Source organism: Mycobacterium noviomagense, from assembly GCF_010731635.1.
Taxonomy (GTDB): domain Bacteria; phylum Actinomycetota; class Actinomycetes; order Mycobacteriales; family Mycobacteriaceae; genus Mycobacterium; species Mycobacterium noviomagense.
The window spans coordinates 1,364,033-1,380,558 of sequence record NZ_AP022583.1 but is presented as its reverse complement, the minus strand read 5'-3'; the positions used below and the strand labels follow the sequence as shown (position 1 = coordinate 1,380,558).

The 16,526-nt window shown below is 66.0% G+C and carries 15 protein-coding genes and 1 pseudogene; 7 read left to right on the top strand and 9 right to left on the bottom strand.

Annotated features, from left to right (window positions below; genetic code table 11):
* Window positions 1-34 precede the first annotated feature (34 nt).
* The 3 genes from G6N15_RS06505 to G6N15_RS06495 are packed head-to-tail and all read right to left on the bottom strand — an operon-like array spanning window position 35 to window position 2,371.
* Window positions 35-376, bottom strand: a complete 342-nt coding sequence (locus G6N15_RS06505; protein WP_083088591.1) for a DUF2304 domain-containing protein — start codon at window positions 374-376, stop codon at window positions 35-37.
* On the bottom strand, window positions 373-1,062 hold the full coding sequence (locus G6N15_RS06500; protein WP_083088590.1) for a glycosyltransferase family 2 protein: 690 nt from the start codon (window positions 1,060-1,062) through the stop codon (window positions 373-375). The genes G6N15_RS06505 and G6N15_RS06500 overlap by 4 nt, the downstream gene beginning before the upstream one ends.
* Window positions 1,063-1,102: 40 nt before the next feature.
* Window positions 1,103-2,371 (bottom strand): hypothetical protein, encoded by a 1,269-nt coding sequence (locus tag G6N15_RS06495; RefSeq protein ID WP_083088589.1) that lies wholly within the window; start codon window positions 2,369-2,371, stop codon window positions 1,103-1,105.
* 237 nt (window positions 2,372-2,608) lie between these two features.
* On the opposite strand from G6N15_RS06495, the gene G6N15_RS06490 reads away from it, so the two are divergent.
* Both G6N15_RS06490 and G6N15_RS06485 read left to right on the top strand, forming a co-directional pair.
* Window positions 2,609-3,589, top strand: coding sequence for a TerC/Alx family metal homeostasis membrane protein (locus G6N15_RS06490; protein WP_083088588.1), 981 nt, complete (start codon window positions 2,609-2,611; stop codon window positions 3,587-3,589).
* A 17-nt stretch (window positions 3,590-3,606) separates the two neighbouring features.
* On the top strand, window positions 3,607-4,761 hold the full coding sequence (locus tag G6N15_RS06485; protein ID WP_083088587.1) for an alpha-hydroxy-acid oxidizing protein: 1,155 nt from the start codon (window positions 3,607-3,609) through the stop codon (window positions 4,759-4,761).
* Window positions 4,762-4,771: 10 nt separating this feature from the next.
* Here the strand turns inward: G6N15_RS06485 and G6N15_RS06480 are convergent, their stop codons facing one another.
* Both G6N15_RS06480 and G6N15_RS06475 read right to left on the bottom strand, forming a co-directional pair.
* Window positions 4,772-5,464 carry a hypothetical protein gene (locus tag G6N15_RS06480; RefSeq protein ID WP_083088586.1) on the bottom strand — a complete coding sequence of 231 codons (693 nt, stop codon included), beginning with the start codon at window positions 5,462-5,464 and terminating at the stop codon, window positions 4,772-4,774.
* Window positions 5,465-5,510: 46 nt separating this feature from the next.
* The gene (locus G6N15_RS06475) at window positions 5,511-5,999 is read right to left on the bottom strand and encodes an inorganic diphosphatase (protein ID WP_083088585.1); all 489 of its coding nucleotides are present in this window, start codon (window positions 5,997-5,999) and stop codon (window positions 5,511-5,513) included.
* A 162-nt stretch (window positions 6,000-6,161) separates the two neighbouring features.
* On the opposite strand from G6N15_RS06475, the gene dacB (G6N15_RS06470) reads away from it, so the two are divergent.
* From dacB (G6N15_RS06470) to hpt, 4 genes are read left to right on the top strand one after another with little or no spacing between them, the layout of a single operon-like run.
* The gene (gene dacB / locus G6N15_RS06470) at window positions 6,162-7,541 is read left to right on the top strand and encodes a D-alanyl-D-alanine carboxypeptidase/D-alanyl-D-alanine endopeptidase (RefSeq protein ID WP_083088584.1); all 1,380 of its coding nucleotides are present in this window, start codon (window positions 6,162-6,164) and stop codon (window positions 7,539-7,541) included.
* Entirely contained in the window at window positions 7,538-8,593 is a 1,056-nt protein-coding gene (locus tag G6N15_RS06465; protein WP_083088605.1) for a zinc-dependent metalloprotease, read from the top strand. The genes dacB (G6N15_RS06470) and G6N15_RS06465 overlap by 4 nt, the downstream gene beginning before the upstream one ends.
* Complete coding sequence (gene tilS, locus G6N15_RS06460; protein WP_083088583.1) at window positions 8,572-9,534, top strand: tRNA lysidine(34) synthetase TilS; 963 nt, start codon at window positions 8,572-8,574, stop codon at window positions 9,532-9,534. The genes G6N15_RS06465 and tilS overlap by 22 nt, the downstream gene beginning before the upstream one ends.
* Window positions 9,535-9,544: 10 nt before the next feature.
* Window positions 9,545-10,165, top strand: a complete 621-nt coding sequence (gene hpt, locus G6N15_RS06455) for a hypoxanthine phosphoribosyltransferase (protein WP_083088582.1) — start codon at window positions 9,545-9,547, stop codon at window positions 10,163-10,165.
* Window positions 10,166-10,215: 50 nt separating this feature from the next.
* Here hpt and G6N15_RS06450 read toward each other — a convergent pair whose 3' ends face one another.
* Together G6N15_RS06450 and G6N15_RS06445 are read right to left on the bottom strand one after the other, a co-directional pair.
* A complete protein-coding gene (locus tag G6N15_RS06450; protein ID WP_083088604.1) occupies window positions 10,216-10,938 on the bottom strand; it encodes an SIMPL domain-containing protein in 723 nt (240 codons plus the stop codon).
* A 20-nt stretch (window positions 10,939-10,958) separates the two neighbouring features.
* Window positions 10,959-12,533: pseudogene (locus tag G6N15_RS06445) on the bottom strand (HNH endonuclease signature motif containing protein).
* Between the two features lie 243 nt (window positions 12,534-12,776).
* Here G6N15_RS06445 and G6N15_RS06440 point away from each other — a divergent pair.
* Window positions 12,777-14,186 carry an amino acid permease gene (locus tag G6N15_RS06440; protein ID WP_083088581.1) on the top strand — a complete coding sequence of 470 codons (1,410 nt, stop codon included), beginning with the start codon at window positions 12,777-12,779 and terminating at the stop codon, window positions 14,184-14,186.
* Here G6N15_RS06440 and dacB (G6N15_RS06435) read toward each other — a convergent pair.
* The gene (gene dacB / locus G6N15_RS06435) at window positions 14,165-15,748 is read right to left on the bottom strand and encodes a D-alanyl-D-alanine carboxypeptidase/D-alanyl-D-alanine endopeptidase (RefSeq protein ID WP_169922527.1); all 1,584 of its coding nucleotides are present in this window, start codon (window positions 15,746-15,748) and stop codon (window positions 14,165-14,167) included. The genes G6N15_RS06440 and dacB (G6N15_RS06435) overlap by 22 nt on opposite strands.
* A gap of 201 nt (window positions 15,749-15,949) precedes the next feature.
* Window positions 15,950-16,438, bottom strand: coding sequence for a DUF4189 domain-containing protein (locus G6N15_RS06430; protein ID WP_163747955.1), 489 nt, complete (start codon window positions 16,436-16,438; stop codon window positions 15,950-15,952).
* Window positions 16,439-16,526 lie beyond the last annotated feature (88 nt).

Here is a 16,526-nt window from a genome sequence, read left to right as displayed (position 1 = left end):
CCTACGACGTATTCGCGACACACGGCGCGTCTAGCTAGTGCTCTTCAGGCGCACGGGCGCCCTCCAGCGCGATGGCGCGGGCCAGGCGCGCGTAGCGCAATTCCAGGTCCTTGAAGCGCAGGTAGGTGCTCAGCGTGGTGAAACTGAACGCCATGATCAGTGCATACAGCATCAGGTCGGTGCCGCGGGCCACCCCGACCCAGTGCGCCACCACCGTGGTGTCGTTGGGCCGCAGCACGGCGTAGACCGCCGCGAACACGAATACGACGTAGCCGACTTTGACCCAGGCCCGCGACTGCGCGCTGCGCCGGGAGCGCAGCAGATAGACCAACAGCGCAATGATCGAGAAAATCAGCAGCAGCTGAATCCAGTTCATCGCGGCAACCTCCCTCGCAAAAACCCGTCGAAGACGATGTTGACGCCGTTGAGCAGCGGCTGGCCCTTGGATTTCGAGTAGTCGGTGTAGAGCACTTCGACGGGTTCTTCGGCGACGCGCCAACCGTTTTCGGTGATCAGCATGATGAACTCGGTGGCGTGGCTCATTCCGCTCATCGTGATGTCGAGCTTGTCGGCGACTTTCTTGTTGAAGACCCGAAGCCCATTGTTGGTGTCAGTCAGCCCTAGTCGGCGCCCGCGCGGGCTCAACCACGCCGCGGTGCGCAGCACGATGCGTTTCAGCAGCGGTGGCCGGTTGCCGCCCGGGCGGCCGAAGCGGGTGCCGATGACGATGTCGACGTCGCCGGCGCCCAACCGATCGACCATCGTGACCACGTCCTTGACGCGGTGCTGGCCGTCGCCGTCGAACGTGACGAATACCTGCGCGCCCGGCTGGCGGCGGGCGTACTCCACGCCGGTCTGGATGGCAGCCCCCTGCCCGAGGTTGACCGGATGACGCACCAGATGCGCCCCTGCCCGCAGCGCGATCTCGCCGGTGCCGTCGCTGCTGCCGTCGTCGACGCAGACGACGTTGTCGAAGACCGAGCGGACATCGGCGATCACCTCGCCGATGACGGGGGCTTCGTTGAAGGCTGGAACCACGATCCAGACGTCGGGGTAACCCATTTCGAATCCACAACTTACTCGTAGATCAACCACACGCTGATCAACCACTCGGACGGGCAAGTGCCGCTAGGTGCACGGCGATGCCCACCAGCGGACCGCACAGCAGGGCGATCACCGTGCGGGTTTGCAACGGCAGCGGCAGCAGCAGCAACAACGTCGACGCCACGGTCGCAGCCACCCAGCCCAGCGCGTAGGCCCGGTGCAACGCCGCGGCAACGGTGGCCGCGCCGGTGAGCGTCAGCATGGCGATCGCCACCGCCGCAGCCGTCAACCCCGCCAGCAGCGCGCTGCCGGCCTGGTAACCGGACCCGAACCCGACCCGCAGCAACCACGGCCCCACGAGGCCGGCGGCCACGACACCGACACCGCCGATCCCGCCGACCACGGCCGCCGGCGCGATCAAAGCCCGAAGCCGCTCGGTGCGCTCGTCGACGAAATGCGCGATCAAGTTGCCTTGCATCGCGGTCAGCGGCACCAGCAGCGGCGCGCGGGTCAATGTGACCGCCAAGATCACCACACCGCCTTCTGCGCCCAGCTGAGCCGACGTCGCCTTCAGCAGTACCGGAAACCCCATCACCAGAATCGCGCTGGCACCGGCCGCGGTGACGGAATGAGCAACCCCGCGCAGGAACGTGGTGCTGCCCCCCGGTGTGAGCAGCCGGGCCGCGGCACGCGTGGTCGGCGAGGTGATGAGCATGATCAGCCACGCCACCGCGCCGGCGACAGTGGCCCACAAGAATCCGAGCAGGCCCCAGCCGATCACGAACGTGGCGACGGCGACCGCGACCCGGATCGCCGCGTCGATCACCATCAGCGCCCCGTATTGGGTCCAGTAGTTGGCGCCGGCCAGCATGCCCAGCAACGTGGCGTGCGCGCAGAAGCCGGCCAGGCCCACACTGAGCAGGCCCACGGAAAGCCAGCGCGCGTCGACGAAAACCTGCCCGCTCCATAGTGGCGAGCTGCCCGCGATCACCACCGCCGCGGCCACCCCGACCAGCCCGGCCATCCGCAACGGATGGGTACGTGCCCCGGGCACGATGTCGGTGTAGCGCACCGAGCGGACCTCCCGGGTGGTCTCCTGCAAAAGCCCATTGGCGGCACCGGTGACCAGACCGAATGCGCCCCAGAACACCGCGAACACCGAAAAGCCTGCGGGTGCCAAGTCGCGGGCGGCCAGATAGATCACCGCATAGCCGCACAGGGCGCTCAGCGCGGTCGCCGCGGCGACCCGGGCCACGCTGCTACGTGTGATCGGCCCCGAGGCTCCGCCAAAAGCAGGGGAAGCCGAAGCACCGCCGACCTCAGTCACAGCGACGACAACTGACGAGCGGGAAGCTCCGGTATCGACACAGTTTGAAAATACTAAGAACCGGCCCAGCCGCCGCAGACGCTGCGCTGCGACACCTGACAGACTGGCGGAGGAGGGGAGTATTCCCGCACCGCGCCGTCGTCATCACGTCGCCCAGCAATCGGCCGACCGGCGCCGCGGACCGTTATGCGACGGTGGAAGAGACCTCTGGGTTAGCTCGAGGCCGGAGGTCACCTGTTGCACGTGTCGATGCTCGAATGGTTCCTTACCTTGGGCGCGACCACCGCAGTTCTACTGTTCGACGTCGTCGTCGTCGCGCGCCGACCCCGCCGACCGGCAACACCGGAAAGCGCGACGGCGCTGGCGATCTACGTGGGGCTTGCCGTGCTCTTCGGGATCTGGGTTTGGTTCTTTCACGGCCACCAGTTCGGCCTGGAGTTCTTCGCCGGATGGCTCACCGAATACAGCTTGTCGATCGACAACCTGTTCCTGTTCATCGTCATCATGGCGAGTTTCAACGTGCCGAAGGTCTACCAGCAGCAAGCACTGTTCGTCGGGATCGTGATCGCCCTGATCCTGCGCGGCGTGTTCATTGCGCTGGGCGCGGTGGCCATCCAGAAGTTCTCCTGGGTCTTCTATCTGTTCGGCGTGTTTCTCGTGTACATAGCGGTCAAACTGGCCCGCGATCACGACCGCAAACGCGACGTGGAGAACGGCGTCGTCCGGTTCGCGCGCAGGCACGTGAACATCACCGTCACCTGGGACGGTGTCAAGCTCTACGTCAAAAAGGGCTCAGGGCGGCTTTCCAAGCGAGCAATGACACCGATGTTTCTCGTCATTCTCGCGCTGGGCGCCGCCGACCTGGTTTTCGCGTTGGACTCCATTCCGGCCATCTACGGGCTTACCCGCGAGCCGTACCTGGTGCTAGCCGCCAACGTGTTCGCGTTGATGGGGCTGCGCCAGCTGTACTTCCTGCTCGGCGGACTGTTGAAGCGAATGGTCTATCTGTCCCGCGGCCTGGCCGTGATCCTGTTCTTCATCGGGGTGAAGCTGGTGCTGCATGCACTTCGCGAGAACGAGGTTCCGTTCATCAACGGCGGCCAGCACATCGACGTGCCCGAGATCCCGACGCTGCTCAGTCTCGCGGTCATTATTGCGACGCTTGTCGTCACCGCGCTGGCCAGCTTGTTCGCCACCCGTGTTCTCGACCCCGATTAGTTGGGTACCCGGCCGCTATGGCTTTCGCCGAATACCAAAACGAGCTGTATCAGCAAGGCCAGGCCGGGCGCCAGCCGCCATATCCCATCCTCTTCGCCGACCTGGAGGCCAAGGCCTGCGCGGCGCTGCCGCCCAAGGTGTGGGGCTACGTCGCCGGCGGTGCCGGCGACGAGCACACGCAGCGGGCAAACTGCGAAGCCTTCCAGCGCTGGGGCTTGTTCCCACGCATGGGGGTCGCGCCGACCGAACGCGACTTGTCCGTCGAGTTGTTCGGGGTGACGTTGCCGGCTCCGGTGTTCATGGCGCCGATCGGGGTCATCGGGGTGTGCGCGCAGGACGGCCACGGGGACTTGGCGGCAGCACGCGCGGCCGCACGCACGGCTGTGCCGTTCTTCGTCGGAACGCTATCGGCCGACCCGATGGAAGACGTCGCGCCCGCGCTCGGTGATACGCCGGGCTTCTTTCAGCTGTACACGCCGCCGGACCGCGAGATGGCAACCAGCCTGGTGCGTCGTGCCGAGGCGGTGGGATTCAGGGGCATCGCGGTCACACTCGACACCTGGGTCACCGGATGGCGGCCACGCGATCTGAGCGCCGGAAACTATCCGCAGGTGCCCAGCGGGTGCCTCGCCAACTACACCAGCGACCCGGTGTTTCGCGCCGGCCTGCAACCCGGTGAAGACGCCACCGAGGCAGCGGTGCGCAAGTTGCCCATCTTCGGTGGACCGGTCACCTGGGACGACGTCGAATGGCTGCGCTCGCAGACCAGCCTGCCGCTGATGGTCAAGGGCATCTGCCACCCCGACGATGTTCGCCGCGCCAAAGACCTTGGCGTCGACGGCATTTACTGCTCGAACCATGGCGGCCGGCAAGCCAACGGCGGGCTGGCCGCATTGGACTGCCTGCCCGCAGTGCTCGAAGCGGCCGACGGGCTGCCGGTGTTGTTCGACTCGGGCATTCGCAGCGGCGCCGACATCATCAAGGCGCTTGCGATGGGAGCGACCGCAGTCGGGATCGGCCGGCCCTACGCCTACGGTCTGGCGCTCGGCGGTGTGGACGGCATCGTGCACGTGCTGCGATCCCTGTTGGCCGAAGCCGATCTGATCATGGCTGTCGACGGCTATCCGTCGCGCAAGGATTTGACGCCCGAGGCGTTGCAGCGCGTCGGATAAAACGTCCGGTTCACGCCTCGATCGCGCCGGCGATCCGCTGTTCTATGCTCGCGCGCGCAGGGGCCGGCAGCACGACAAGGCCTTCGAGTTCCTTGCTCGCCCGGGCGTAGGCGTTCTCCCGTTCCTGCGGGGTTGCGGCTTCGTCTTGCGCCAGGTGCAGAAGGTGCTGGGCGCGCGCCATCCGTTGTTGGTCGTCGGTTGAGAAATCGCTGCGACGGCGCCGAATTGCCTCGGCCTCAGCGATTTCGAACGCCGCGACGTACTCGTGTACGGCATCTCGGTAGTCCAGTTGAGCATTGCGGTCGTCAAGGAGATCCTCGGGACGCTCCGGGCGCAGCAGATCGGCGTGCCGCTTGGCTTTGTGGAACTCGATCGTCAACGGGTTGCGCATGTCGGTCATCATTGGAAAGTCGAGCAGCTTTGCGATATCGACCTCGTAGTCGAACCATCGCGCATTGGTCCGGTCGTGTTCCTCGATGAGTTTGGTGAGCTCACGCCGGTAGCTCGCCTTGGTGTTCCGCGTCCGACCCGATGCTTCGGCGGCGGCGATCTTGGCCTGTTGCTTCAGCCGATACCGTTCAAGCCGTCGTTCGGCCCGTCGCTCGTTGGCCGCGGCGATCGCCCGCAACCCCCCGCCGATCGCGCCCCCGAACGGGAAGACAAGCCACCAGAAGTTCGCGGCGAAATGCCAAATCGGGTTCACACATGCCAGGATGCCACTCGCCGCTGGCGGTCGAGTGCTTGCGAGTTCAGTGCCCGCTGGTCTTGAACCGATCGATCGAGCGCTGCACCTCGGCTTCGGCCTCGGCGCGGCCCACCCAGTCGGCCGTCTTAACGAACTTGCCCGGCTCTAAGGCTTTGTATTGGGAAAAGAAGTGCTTGATGACGTCCAATTCGAACGCCGGCACGTCGTCGATGTCCTTGATGTGATCCCATCTGACGTCGCCAGCCGGAACGCAGAGCACCTTGTCATCGCCGCCGGCCTCGTCGGTCATCTTGAACATCCCGACCGGCCGCGACTTGACCAGCACTCCCGGATACACCGGCTCGGGCAGCAGCACCATCGCGTCGAGCGGGTCGCCGTCCTCGCCGAGGGTGTCGTCGATGAAGCCGTAGTCGGTCGGATAGACCATCGATGTGTAGAGGTAACGGTCCAGATAGATCCGCCCTGAGTCGTGGTCGATCTGGTATTTGTTGCGCTGGCCCTTCGGGATTTCGATGATCACGTCGAATTGCACCGTGTCGGCTCCTTCGTAGAGGGTGGCTGATCGTCGGCTGACGTCGCGGTTCTTGGATCAGATCAAACCCTAATGGAGCGATACCGAGTATCGAACAGCCGCCAACGCGGCATCGGCCGGTGATCGGTTCGGCACAATTGGGACAAGACAGTCAGGAGAGTCATGCGTCCCATTCGGTGGCGGCGGTCGACCCACGCGATTATCGGGGTAGCCGTGCTCGCGGTGGTTGCTGCCGTGGTAGCGGCAGCGGCCTGGTTCACTGCGGGTGGGCACGAGACCAAGGACCCGCAGCTCCCGCCGGAGCCGCATACCCCCGCAGTAGCCCCGGGAGTGGTGCCGGTCCCGGCGAGTGCCCCGATGCCCACGGAAGCTGGGCTGGCCGCAACGCTGGCGCCGCAAGTGGCGGACCCGAATCTGGGCAAGCTGGGCGGTCGGATTACCGACGCGATGACCGGCAAAGAACTCTGGCACCAGCTCGACGATGTGCCGCTGCACCCCGCGTCGACCAACAAAGCGCTGACCGCGGCCGCGGCGCTGCTGACGCTCGACCACGAGGCCACGATCACCACCCGAGTCGTCGAGGATCAGCGGCCCGGGGTCGTCGTGCTGGTAGGCGGCGGTGACCCGACCTTGTCGGCCGTGCCGCCTGGCGGGGAAACGTGGTATCACGACGCGGCGCGCATCAGCGACCTGGCCGATCAGGTTCGCCGCAGGGGGGTGATGCCTACCGCCGTCAAGGTGGATGCCTCGGCGTTCACCGGTCCGGAGACAGCGCCGGGTTGGGATCCGGGCGACATCGACGGCGGCGACGTCGCACCGATCGAGTCGGTGATGCTCGACGCCGGGCGCGTGCAGCCCGCCACCGATGAATCCACCCGCTCGCACACTCCGGCACTCGACGCCGGCCGAGCGCTGGCAAGCGCACTTGGCGTCAACCCCGCGGCGGTGACGCTGGGCTCGGCCCCGCCGGATGCGCGCGAGCTGGCCGCCGTCCGATCGGCGCCGCTGATCGAGCGGTTGGGCGACATGATGGACGCCTCCGACAATGTGATGGCCGAATGCATCGGCCGCGAGGTGGCCGCGGCCACCCATCGGCCGCGCAGCTTCGCGGGGGCTGTCGACGCGGTGACCAGTCAACTGGCCTCCGCACAGGTCGCCGTCTCCGGGGCTGTCCTTGTGGATTCCAGCGGGTTATCGCTCGACGACCTGTTGACCGCCAAGACACTCGACTCGGTAGTGCAAGCGGCCGCCGGGCCGGACCAGCCGGCGCTGCGACCGCTGCTGGATCTGCTACCGATCGCCGGCGGCAGCGGCACGTTGTCCAACCGCTTCATCAACCCGGCCGCCGACGGAATCGCGGCCGGCTGGCTGCGGGCCAAGACCGGCTCGCTGACCGCCGTCAACTCCCTGGCCGGGGTGATCACAGACAACAGCGGGCGTGTGTTGACCTTCGCATTCATCTCCAACGACGCCGGGCCGACCGGCCGCCTCGCTATCGACGCCCTGGCCGCCAGGCTGCGCACGTGCGGATGCACGACATGACCGGCGCCACCGAGCTGACAGTCGGGCGTGCCATCGACTGGCGGTTTGCCGCTGATGTCGGCGAACGGCTAGCCCGCCCGGGCCCGCCGGCGACGGAATACACCCGCCGCAAGGCGATCGACGAGCTGACCACCGCGGCGAAGGAGGCCGAACCGCCGGTGCGCGAGGTCACCGGTCTGGAGATCGACCGGCCCGTCCCGGACGCGCGTGTCGTCGACCGGCCGCAGTGGATCCGGGCGGCCGCGGAGTCGATGCGGGTGATGACGGGTGGGACCGACAAGCCTCGCGGCTTTTTCACCGGGCGGATCACCGGCGCGCAGACCGGCGCAGTGCTGGCTTTCGTGTCCTCGGGGATTCTCGGCCAGTACGACCCCTTCGCCGCGGGCGACGGGGGCTGCCTGCTGCTGGTGTACCCCAACGTCATCGCGGTGGAGCGCCAACTGCGGGTAGACCCTTCGGATTTCCGGTTGTGGGTGTGTCTGCACGAGGTGACGCACCGGGTGCAGTTCACGGTCAACCCGTGGCTGTCGGGCTACATGTCGCAGGCGTTGGCGGTGTTGACGCGGGAAAGCGGCGAGGACGTCAACCAGGTGCTGGGCAGGCTCGCCGACTTCGTCCGCGGCCGCGGTGACGCCTCGCAAGCGAACCCGGACGGCAACTCACCTGGAGTGCTGGGCCTGCTGCGCGCCGTGCAGTCCGAGCCGCAACGGGAGGCGCTGGATCAACTGCTGGTTCTCGGCACCTTGCTGGAGGGCCACGCCGATCATGTGATGGATGCTGTCGGGCCCATGGTGGTGCCGTCGGTGGCGACGATCCGCAGCCGGTTCGACGAGCGCCGCCACCGCAAGCAACCGCCGTTGCAGCGGTTGTTGCGTGCGTTGCTGGGCATCGACACCAAGCTCAAGCAGTACACCCGCGGCAAGGCGTTCGTCGACCACGTCGTCAGCCGGGTCGGTATGGAGCGGTTCAACACGATCTGGTCCGGGCCGGAAACGCTGCCGCTCCCCGCCGAGATCGAAAACCCGCAACGATGGATCGACAGAGTGCTGTAGGGCAGCTCTCCGCAGCTGTCGAGGCGTTCGCCGACACCTACCTGGCCGGCACCGAGCGGTGGTGCGTCGGGCTGTCCGGTGGGCCCGACTCGTTGGCGCTTACCGCAGTCGCGACCCGGATGCGGGCCACCACAGCGCTGGTCGTCGACCACGGCCTGCAAGCGGGCTCCGCTGACGTCGCAGCCACCGCACGGGCCCATGCTCTTGCTCTGGGATGTGTTGCGGCGCAAGTGCTTTGCGTGCAGGTGGGCGTGGACGGCGGCCCTGAAGCGGCGGCGCGCAGCGCGCGCTATCAGGCGTTGGACGGCGCCCGCGGGGACCAGCCGGTGCTGTTGGCGCACACCCTCGACGACCAGGCCGAAACCGTGCTGCTCGGTTTGGGCCGCGGGTCCGGCGCCCGCTCAATCGCGGGGATGCGCCCGCACGACCCGCCGTGGTGCCGACCGCTGTTGGGCGTGCGCCGCGCTGTGACGCACGCCGCGTGCGACGAGTTGGGCCTGACCGCGTGGCAAGATCCGCACAACACCGATCGCCGCTTTACCCGCGCCCGGTTGCGCCAGGAGGTGCTGCCGGTGCTGGAGGAGGTGCTGGGCGGTGGGGTCGCCGAGGCGCTGGCCCGCACCGCGACGGCGTTGCGAGAAGACGGTGAGCTGATCGACTCGCTTGCCGCGCAGGCGCTGACGACCGCCGCGCGGGGCGAGGGACTCGACACTACGGCGTTGGCGGTGCTGCCCGACCCGGTTCGTCGGCGGGTCATCCGCCGCTGGCTGCTGGACCGGGGCGCTATTGGGTTGACCGACAAGCAGATTCGGGGGATCGACGGGCTCGTCACAGCGTGGCGGGGGCAGGGTGGAGTGGCGGTGGGCTCGACACTGCGCGGTCAACGGTTGGTGGCCGGCCGACGCAACGGGGTCCTGAGCTTGCGGCGCGAGCCGGTCTGACGGGGCTCCGTTGGTGGCTGGCCGGGCGGCATGGCACGCTGTGGACGTGGCAGCGCAATCGGGCGAACTGTACCCAGGCGACATCAAATCGGTGCTGCTGACCGGAGACCAGATCCAGACCCGCACCGCTGAGCTCGGCGCGATGATCGGCGACGACTACCGCGGCGTGACCGATGCTCCCGGTGCTCAGGATCTGCTGTTGATCACCGTGCTCAAGGGCGCGGTCATGTTCGTGACCGACCTGGCCCGCGCGATTCCGCTCCCGACGCAGTTCGAGTTCATGGCCGTCAGCTCCTACGGGTCCTCGACGTCGTCGTCGGGCGTGGTGCGCATCCTCAAAGACCTCGACCGCGATATCAACGACCGCGACGTGCTGATCGTCGAGGACGTCGTTGACTCCGGGCTGACCCTGTCGTGGTTGCTGCGCAACCTCGCCACCCGCCGTCCGCGTTCGCTTCGGGTGTGCACGCTGCTGCGCAAGCCTGACGCGATGCGCGCGAACGTGGACATCGCGTATGTGGGCTTCGATATCCCCAACGAGTTCGTGGTCGGCTACGGCCTGGACTACGACGAGCGCTACCGCGACCTGCCATACATCGGCACCCTGGACCCGCGCGTCTACCAGGACTAGTGGCGATCGCAAACGCGGCGGAGCCGGGTGCAGCGGGTCGCCACCAGGGACTAGCGCAGCTCCCACACTGCGGTCACGGTGAAGCTGACGGTCTGCTGGCCCGGTTCGAGCGGAACATCGGTGGCGGCCATCGGCGCCCGGGGCATCGGCGTCGGCGTCGGGGCGCCGGAGGTCTCCCAAATCGAGATCACCTCGCCCAACTGAAGTTCCGACAGCTGCGCGTATTGCTGGGCCCGATTCTTGGCGTCGTCGAAGGCGCGGGCCCGCGCGTCACGGACCAACTGCGAGTCGTCCTCGATGGAGTACCGCACGGAGTTGATCCGGGTGGCATCGCCGCCGGCACTGACGATGACCGACAGCACATGAGACGCCGAATCCAGCTTGCGGACCTTGACCCGGATCGAGTTGTTGGCGCGATAACCGGTGATGGCGCCTTCGCCGTACTGCGGTTGCACGCTGACGTCGGTGGTGGTGATATCCGGTTTACTCACACCGGCGTCGGTCAGCGCGGTGATGACCGCTTGCTCGCGCTCGTTGGTCCGGTTCATCGCTGTTGTGACGTCCGGGGCCGTGAACTCGACGCTCGCGTCGACGTTCAGCATGTCCGGGACACCCTGAACCTTTCCAAGCCCGGTGACGGTCACTTGGGGGGGATTGTCCGCGACCGGATCTGCGCCGGAATCGCAAGCGGACACCGCAGCCGCGATGAACCCCAACGCGACTACCGCCAACGCAGAGCGCAGTGACAGTTTCCCGCTTCCGGCGATCGGCATGACTGGCACCATATCGGTCGTCAGAACGGGGGATCGTCGGGCAGGGGTTCTTGTGGAGGCGGGCGCCAATCCAGCGGCAGTTCTTCGGGTTCTCGCGGATCGTTGACCCAGGTGCAAAACGGGCTGGTGCTCGGTCGACCCTTGAACAGAAACAGCATGTCGCGCATATGGTTTCGGAACTTGCGGGCAGCTACCTCCTTTTTTCGTGCTTCCTCGAGTGCACGGCGCGCTTCGTTGATGGGCCGTTGCTCACGATTATGCTTGCGGGCCCGGGCGATTCGGTCGGCGCGCTGTTTGGAGCGGCTGCGCCGGCTGGGCGTGGGTGCTGAGCACGCCGGCGCGCGCGGTGTTCCGAAGAGGTCTGCTCCCGCCGGTGCCGTTCGATAGGTTTGGCCGGTCGGTGCGGTCCAGATGACGGTGCCATCTGCTAGTTGTCTGTCATGCCATCCGCCGAAGGTCTTCAGCCGATGATGTTGGCGGCAAAGGCATTTCAGATTTCACGGCACAGTCAACCCGCCGGCTTTCGGGTTCGCGTGGTTGAACGGAATCGTATGGTCGACGTCGCAAACCATCGCCGGACGGCTGCAGCCGGGAAAGCGGCACGTCAAATCCCGGCAGCGAATCGCGCGCTCCAACGCCGCCGACGGCTGATAGCGCAATGCCTCTTCAGGTGTGCTCTTTAATTGTGCGAGCCTTACCGACGCTGCCGCCGCGAGCTCGCGAACCTGCTCGGCGTCGATGACCCCGTAGCCTTCCAGATAACCCGGCTGGGAGCTGTCGCCGTAGACCGTCTGGACGCTGGCCACCACGTTGATGACGACTTGTGCACCGCCCGAATCGTGGTCCGGCGCAGTGACGTTGCGAGTCGGACACTCGGGCTTCCCGCAGGTGCATGCCAAGCGTCGTCCTTCGGTCAGCGCGGCCAACGCGTCGGCGCGGCGCTGATCCCGCGTTCGCGGATCCGCGGGGCACACCTGCTTGGCCAACTCCGACAGCCGCCGGTCGAACGCCGTGGCCGTCGACGCCGCGACGATGCCGTAGATCTCGGCCATCCCGTGCTCGGTGGCGGTGGTGGCGATGTAGCGGTCATCCTCGACGCGCTCACGCCGTTCACGGGCGGCATCAGGATCGGTGACGCGCACTGCGGCATCTACGGCGTTGACGATTCGCTGCCGCGACCAGCTGTGCCACTTGCCGATCCGCGCCGCCAGCGACTGATCCAGCTTGGCGATCAGCTCCGGGTCGGTCACCAGGTCGGTTCGGCTGATGATCAGTCGGACTGTGCGCCAATCGGTTCGGCCCTCAGCTAACAGCGCGGCCACCTTAGGCAGGCGGGTATCGAGCGTATGGGCATGCGACACCAGGTAGCTGGCTGCCATCGGGGACAGGTTCATCGCCGCCGCCACTTCAGCCGTGGTCTGCTCGAACCCGTCAACCACCGCGTACCCGCGCGTGTCATCGGGGCTTTCGGCCGCTGCCGTCCGAAGCCGCAGCAACGCCGCCACCGCTGCCAGCCGGCGAGCGACCAGCATCGACTCCAACCGGTGCGTGGACTCCACCGCCGCCACCAAGGCCGCCGCATCCAGCCCACCCATGTCGGCGGCACCGACGCCAGCGGCGTCCAGCGCGTCGACGACGGTATCGAACATGCGTGCGAGTATGCCACTGGGGTACGACATTGAGGGCGGCCGAGCTTCTCGACACCCGAGTTGTCCACAGCGCGGCATTCATCCACAGAAGCCGGTTGTCCACCACCCAATTCGTGCTGTCCGCGCTCGACGCGCCGGGTACGTCGGCACCCCGCGTTCTCGGCCCGGAGTCTGTGATAAGAGATCGGAATGAGTCTGGCCAGGCCCGAAGCGGGGGCACCCGACCTCGGATACGAACGCGGCCTCTCGGCCCGGACTGTCCAGATGCTCGCAATCGGCGGCGCGATCGGCACCGGGCTGTTCTACGGGGCCGGTGGTGCCATCGAGCAGGCCGGCCCAGCAGTGATCCTGGCGTACTTGGTGGCCGGACTGGCGATCTTCATCATCATGCGTGCCTTCGGCGAGCTGCTCGTGTACCGACCGGTGTCGGGCAGCATGTCCGAATACGCCGAGGAGTTCCTAGGCCAATTCGCCGGTTTCGCCAACGGCTGGACCTATTGGGCGGTGTGGACCACCACCTGCATGGCTGAGATCACCGTCGGCGGAAAGTACGTGAAGTTCTGGTGGCCGGCAATTCCCGAATGGGTTACGGCACTGGTTGTGCTGCTTGTTCTCTTCGCCGCGAACCTCATCTCGGTGAAGATCTTCGGTGAGGCGGAGTTCTGGTTCTCGATGATCAAAGTGGTGGCCATCGTCGGCATGATTGTCGTGGGTATCGGTGTGCTGCTGCCCATTCCGGCATTAGGGCCGGCAATCGGGCCGACGATCGCCAACTTGTGGAATGACGGCGGCGTCTTCCCGACGGGGTTGAGTCAAGCGTTGCTGAGCCTGCAGGTCGGGGTGTTCGCCTATGTGGGCGTGGAACTCGTCGGCGTCACCGCCGGCGAGGCGGAGAACCCCAAAGTGACGTTGCGCAAGGCGATTAACACCCTGCCGTTCCGGATCGGGCTGTTCTACGTCGGGGCGCTGTTCGTCATCTTGTCGGTTCGCGGCTGGCGGAGCTTCCACGACGGCCAGAGTCCATTCGTCGCGGTGTTCCAATACATCAACATCCCGGCTGCCGCCGGCATCGTCAACTTCATCTTGCTGACCGCGGCCCTGTCGTCATGTAATGCCGGCATCTATTCGACGGGCCGTATGGTGCGCAGCCTGTCGCAGCGGGGTGAAGCACCAGCCCACCTGCAGGCGTTGAGCGCCCGTCACGTACCGCTAGTGGCCACCACCTTCTCTGTTTTGGTGATGAGCCTGGGCGTATTCGTCAACTGGCTCTCCCCGGACAAGGCGTTCGCTTACATCACGTCGGTGTCCACCATCGGAATCATTTTCGTGTGGGCCTCAATCTTGCTGTCGCACCTGGTTTATCGCCGCCGAGTCGCAGCCAGAATATTACCGGCCTCGCACTATCGGCTTCCGGGTGCACCGGCGACGACTGCGCTGGCTCTGGCATTCCTCGCTTTGGTGGTGGTGCTGCTGTTTTTTACCGCACATGGCCGCACCGCGATCGTGGTGGGCGTTATCTGGTTCGGGCTCGTCGCAATTGGATATGTGGTGCACCGCGCTGAGACGGCGGCCGTGGCTCACTTGGACAGCGACTGCTGAATCTGCGCGGCCACCATTCCGACGTCATCGTTGGCTTGCTGCAGGCCGGTCAGCACGTCAGGGTAGGTGGCGCCGCTCATCGACAGGTCGAAAACCAGATGTCGGCCTTTGTCGGTGGTCATGTAGCCCGCGAGACTCTGTACGTTGACCAGCGCCCGACCGGTCGCGGGGTCGGTCACCGCCACGGTCCCGGTCTTCGCCTGCACCTTGCCTTTTGCGGGGCTGTTGCGGCCGACGGGCGCTAGGGTGCCGGTCGCGGCCAAAACGGGCTGCCCGGAGACGAACGCCGATCCCCACCGCTGCCGGGCCGCCCACCTGTTCCAGGCCGCCATCTGTTTCGGCGTCGACGAGGCCGGGTAAGCCCCTTCGCCATCGGTGAGCACCACAGAGTCGGACCGCAATCCGGCCTTCTCCACGGCGGCCCGAATGGCTCGCAACCCGTCGGTGCAATCGGTGGAACCGGACTTGGTTGCCAGCAAGCACAGCATCGCGTTGGCACCGGCGTTGTAGCTGGTGCGCAGGGTCATCGAGCCGAATGCCTGCAGCGGTGGCGATTGCAGCGACGCCAGCCGGCGGCGAGGTGAATAACTGTTGGGCGCCGGGAGCCGGGACTGGTCGTTGGGACCGAGAGCCGGAGTGCACACCGTAATGCCCGCCCGGCCAAGAGCTTCGATGAACAAGGTACGCGCCCACGTGTCAGCATCGGGCACGCGGTAGATCGTGAGCTGCGGCTTGCCTTGCGGGATCAGTCCGTTGACCACAATGTTGCGCGGATTGGTTGGGTCGGCGCTCACCTCGAGGCTCGACGGGTTATTGGACTTAACCGTCGAGACTTTCGACTGCACGGTGAATGCGGTTGTGCCCGGGGTTGTTCGGACGGTGGCCGGTTGGCCGACGGCACCCGGTGTCACCTCGATATCCAATAGGTTGTCGTTGACGAAGATGGGTGGCACGGCACCCTTACGTCCAGGGGATGACTGCCAGATCCGGGTGTCGACGAGGACGTCGCCGTCGATGGTCTTGACACCTTTCGCGGCGACTTGGTGGGCCAGGTCGTTTAGGCCGGCCAGGGGATCGTCGTTGACCTTGCGGGCGTTGGGAGCGATGTCGCCGTAGACGTGGTCGATACTGGTGGCGTCGAACGCGTCGTCGACGCGGCCGTGCATTGCACCGCGACCACCCAAGGTGAGATCGCCTGAGGCGACCAGGATTACGTCGCCGTGCAGCACTCCGTTGTCCACCGGTGCAGTGGCATACACCGGTGTGGTCAGCCGGGTGTTGGGTCCGATGCTGTCGTACACCGTCCCGATCGTGAATTGCTTTGCGGTCGAGCCGGTGAGCACCAGCTCGTCAGGACGCTGGCTCAACAGAACTTCGCCGGAGTCTCGATCGGCTACGTAATAGAGCCATCGCGCGGTCGCATACGCCGGTTTCGCCAGGATCGTCAGCGCGCCTGCAGGCAGCTGTCCGCGTGCCCGGTCACTGCTCTTCTCGGAATTGCAGGCGGCGATCAGGGCAACCACCAGCGTGACAGCGCCAAGCAGCCGCATCGCGCTACGCATCATGCTCACCTTTCGTCACCTGTAGTACATCAGGTGCGGCGGCGACGGTTTAACAGCGCACTATGACGCTGTGGCATACGCGGCCCAAACAACACTGCGGTGTTGCAATTTGGCGCGGTTTGCGATGACGCCTGGTTCAGGCGATAGAAAAAACCCCGCCGAGCAGGCCGACATCTCGAGCCTGCTCGGCGAGGCAACGGTTCACTGGCCAGGTGGCGGGTTGGTCGTGCTTGAGGGCGAACTGCTTGTGCTTGTCGGTGTTGTGGTCCCGCTCGTAGGCGTGGCGGTCGCCCCTGCGGGCGGGTTGTTGCATGCCGACTTGAGGACTGTGCTGCCCGGGCTTTGGTTCATTGCGTTTTGTTCTGCTTCTTGCTGCGTGGCGCCGCTGTCGCCGAAATACTGGTCACCGTTTCTGACGACGGCACCGCAGTCGGGGTACTTGAAGGTAATCAGCACGTTGCAGGTGGGGTTGTTTTGGTGACAGTCAGAGGTTGCGCCTATGTTGGCCTGGTACTCGTTTGGCTTGTCCGTCGCTACGCCCACGGCCTTCCCGTCCGGAGAAACGGCAATCGCGCCCCAGGCTTCGTCATCGGCGTGCGCGGCGGGGACCACGGCAAAGGCTAACGCGGCTGCCGCTGTGGCGCCCGCCGCGGAGATCACAGCGCGGGTTCGAAAACTACTCACTGTCACGGTGATTCCTTTCCAGCCGTTTCATCGGCCACTGTTGAAAATTGTTTGGATCGATCTGGCGCACAATCAGCACATCGAAGCAGCAACA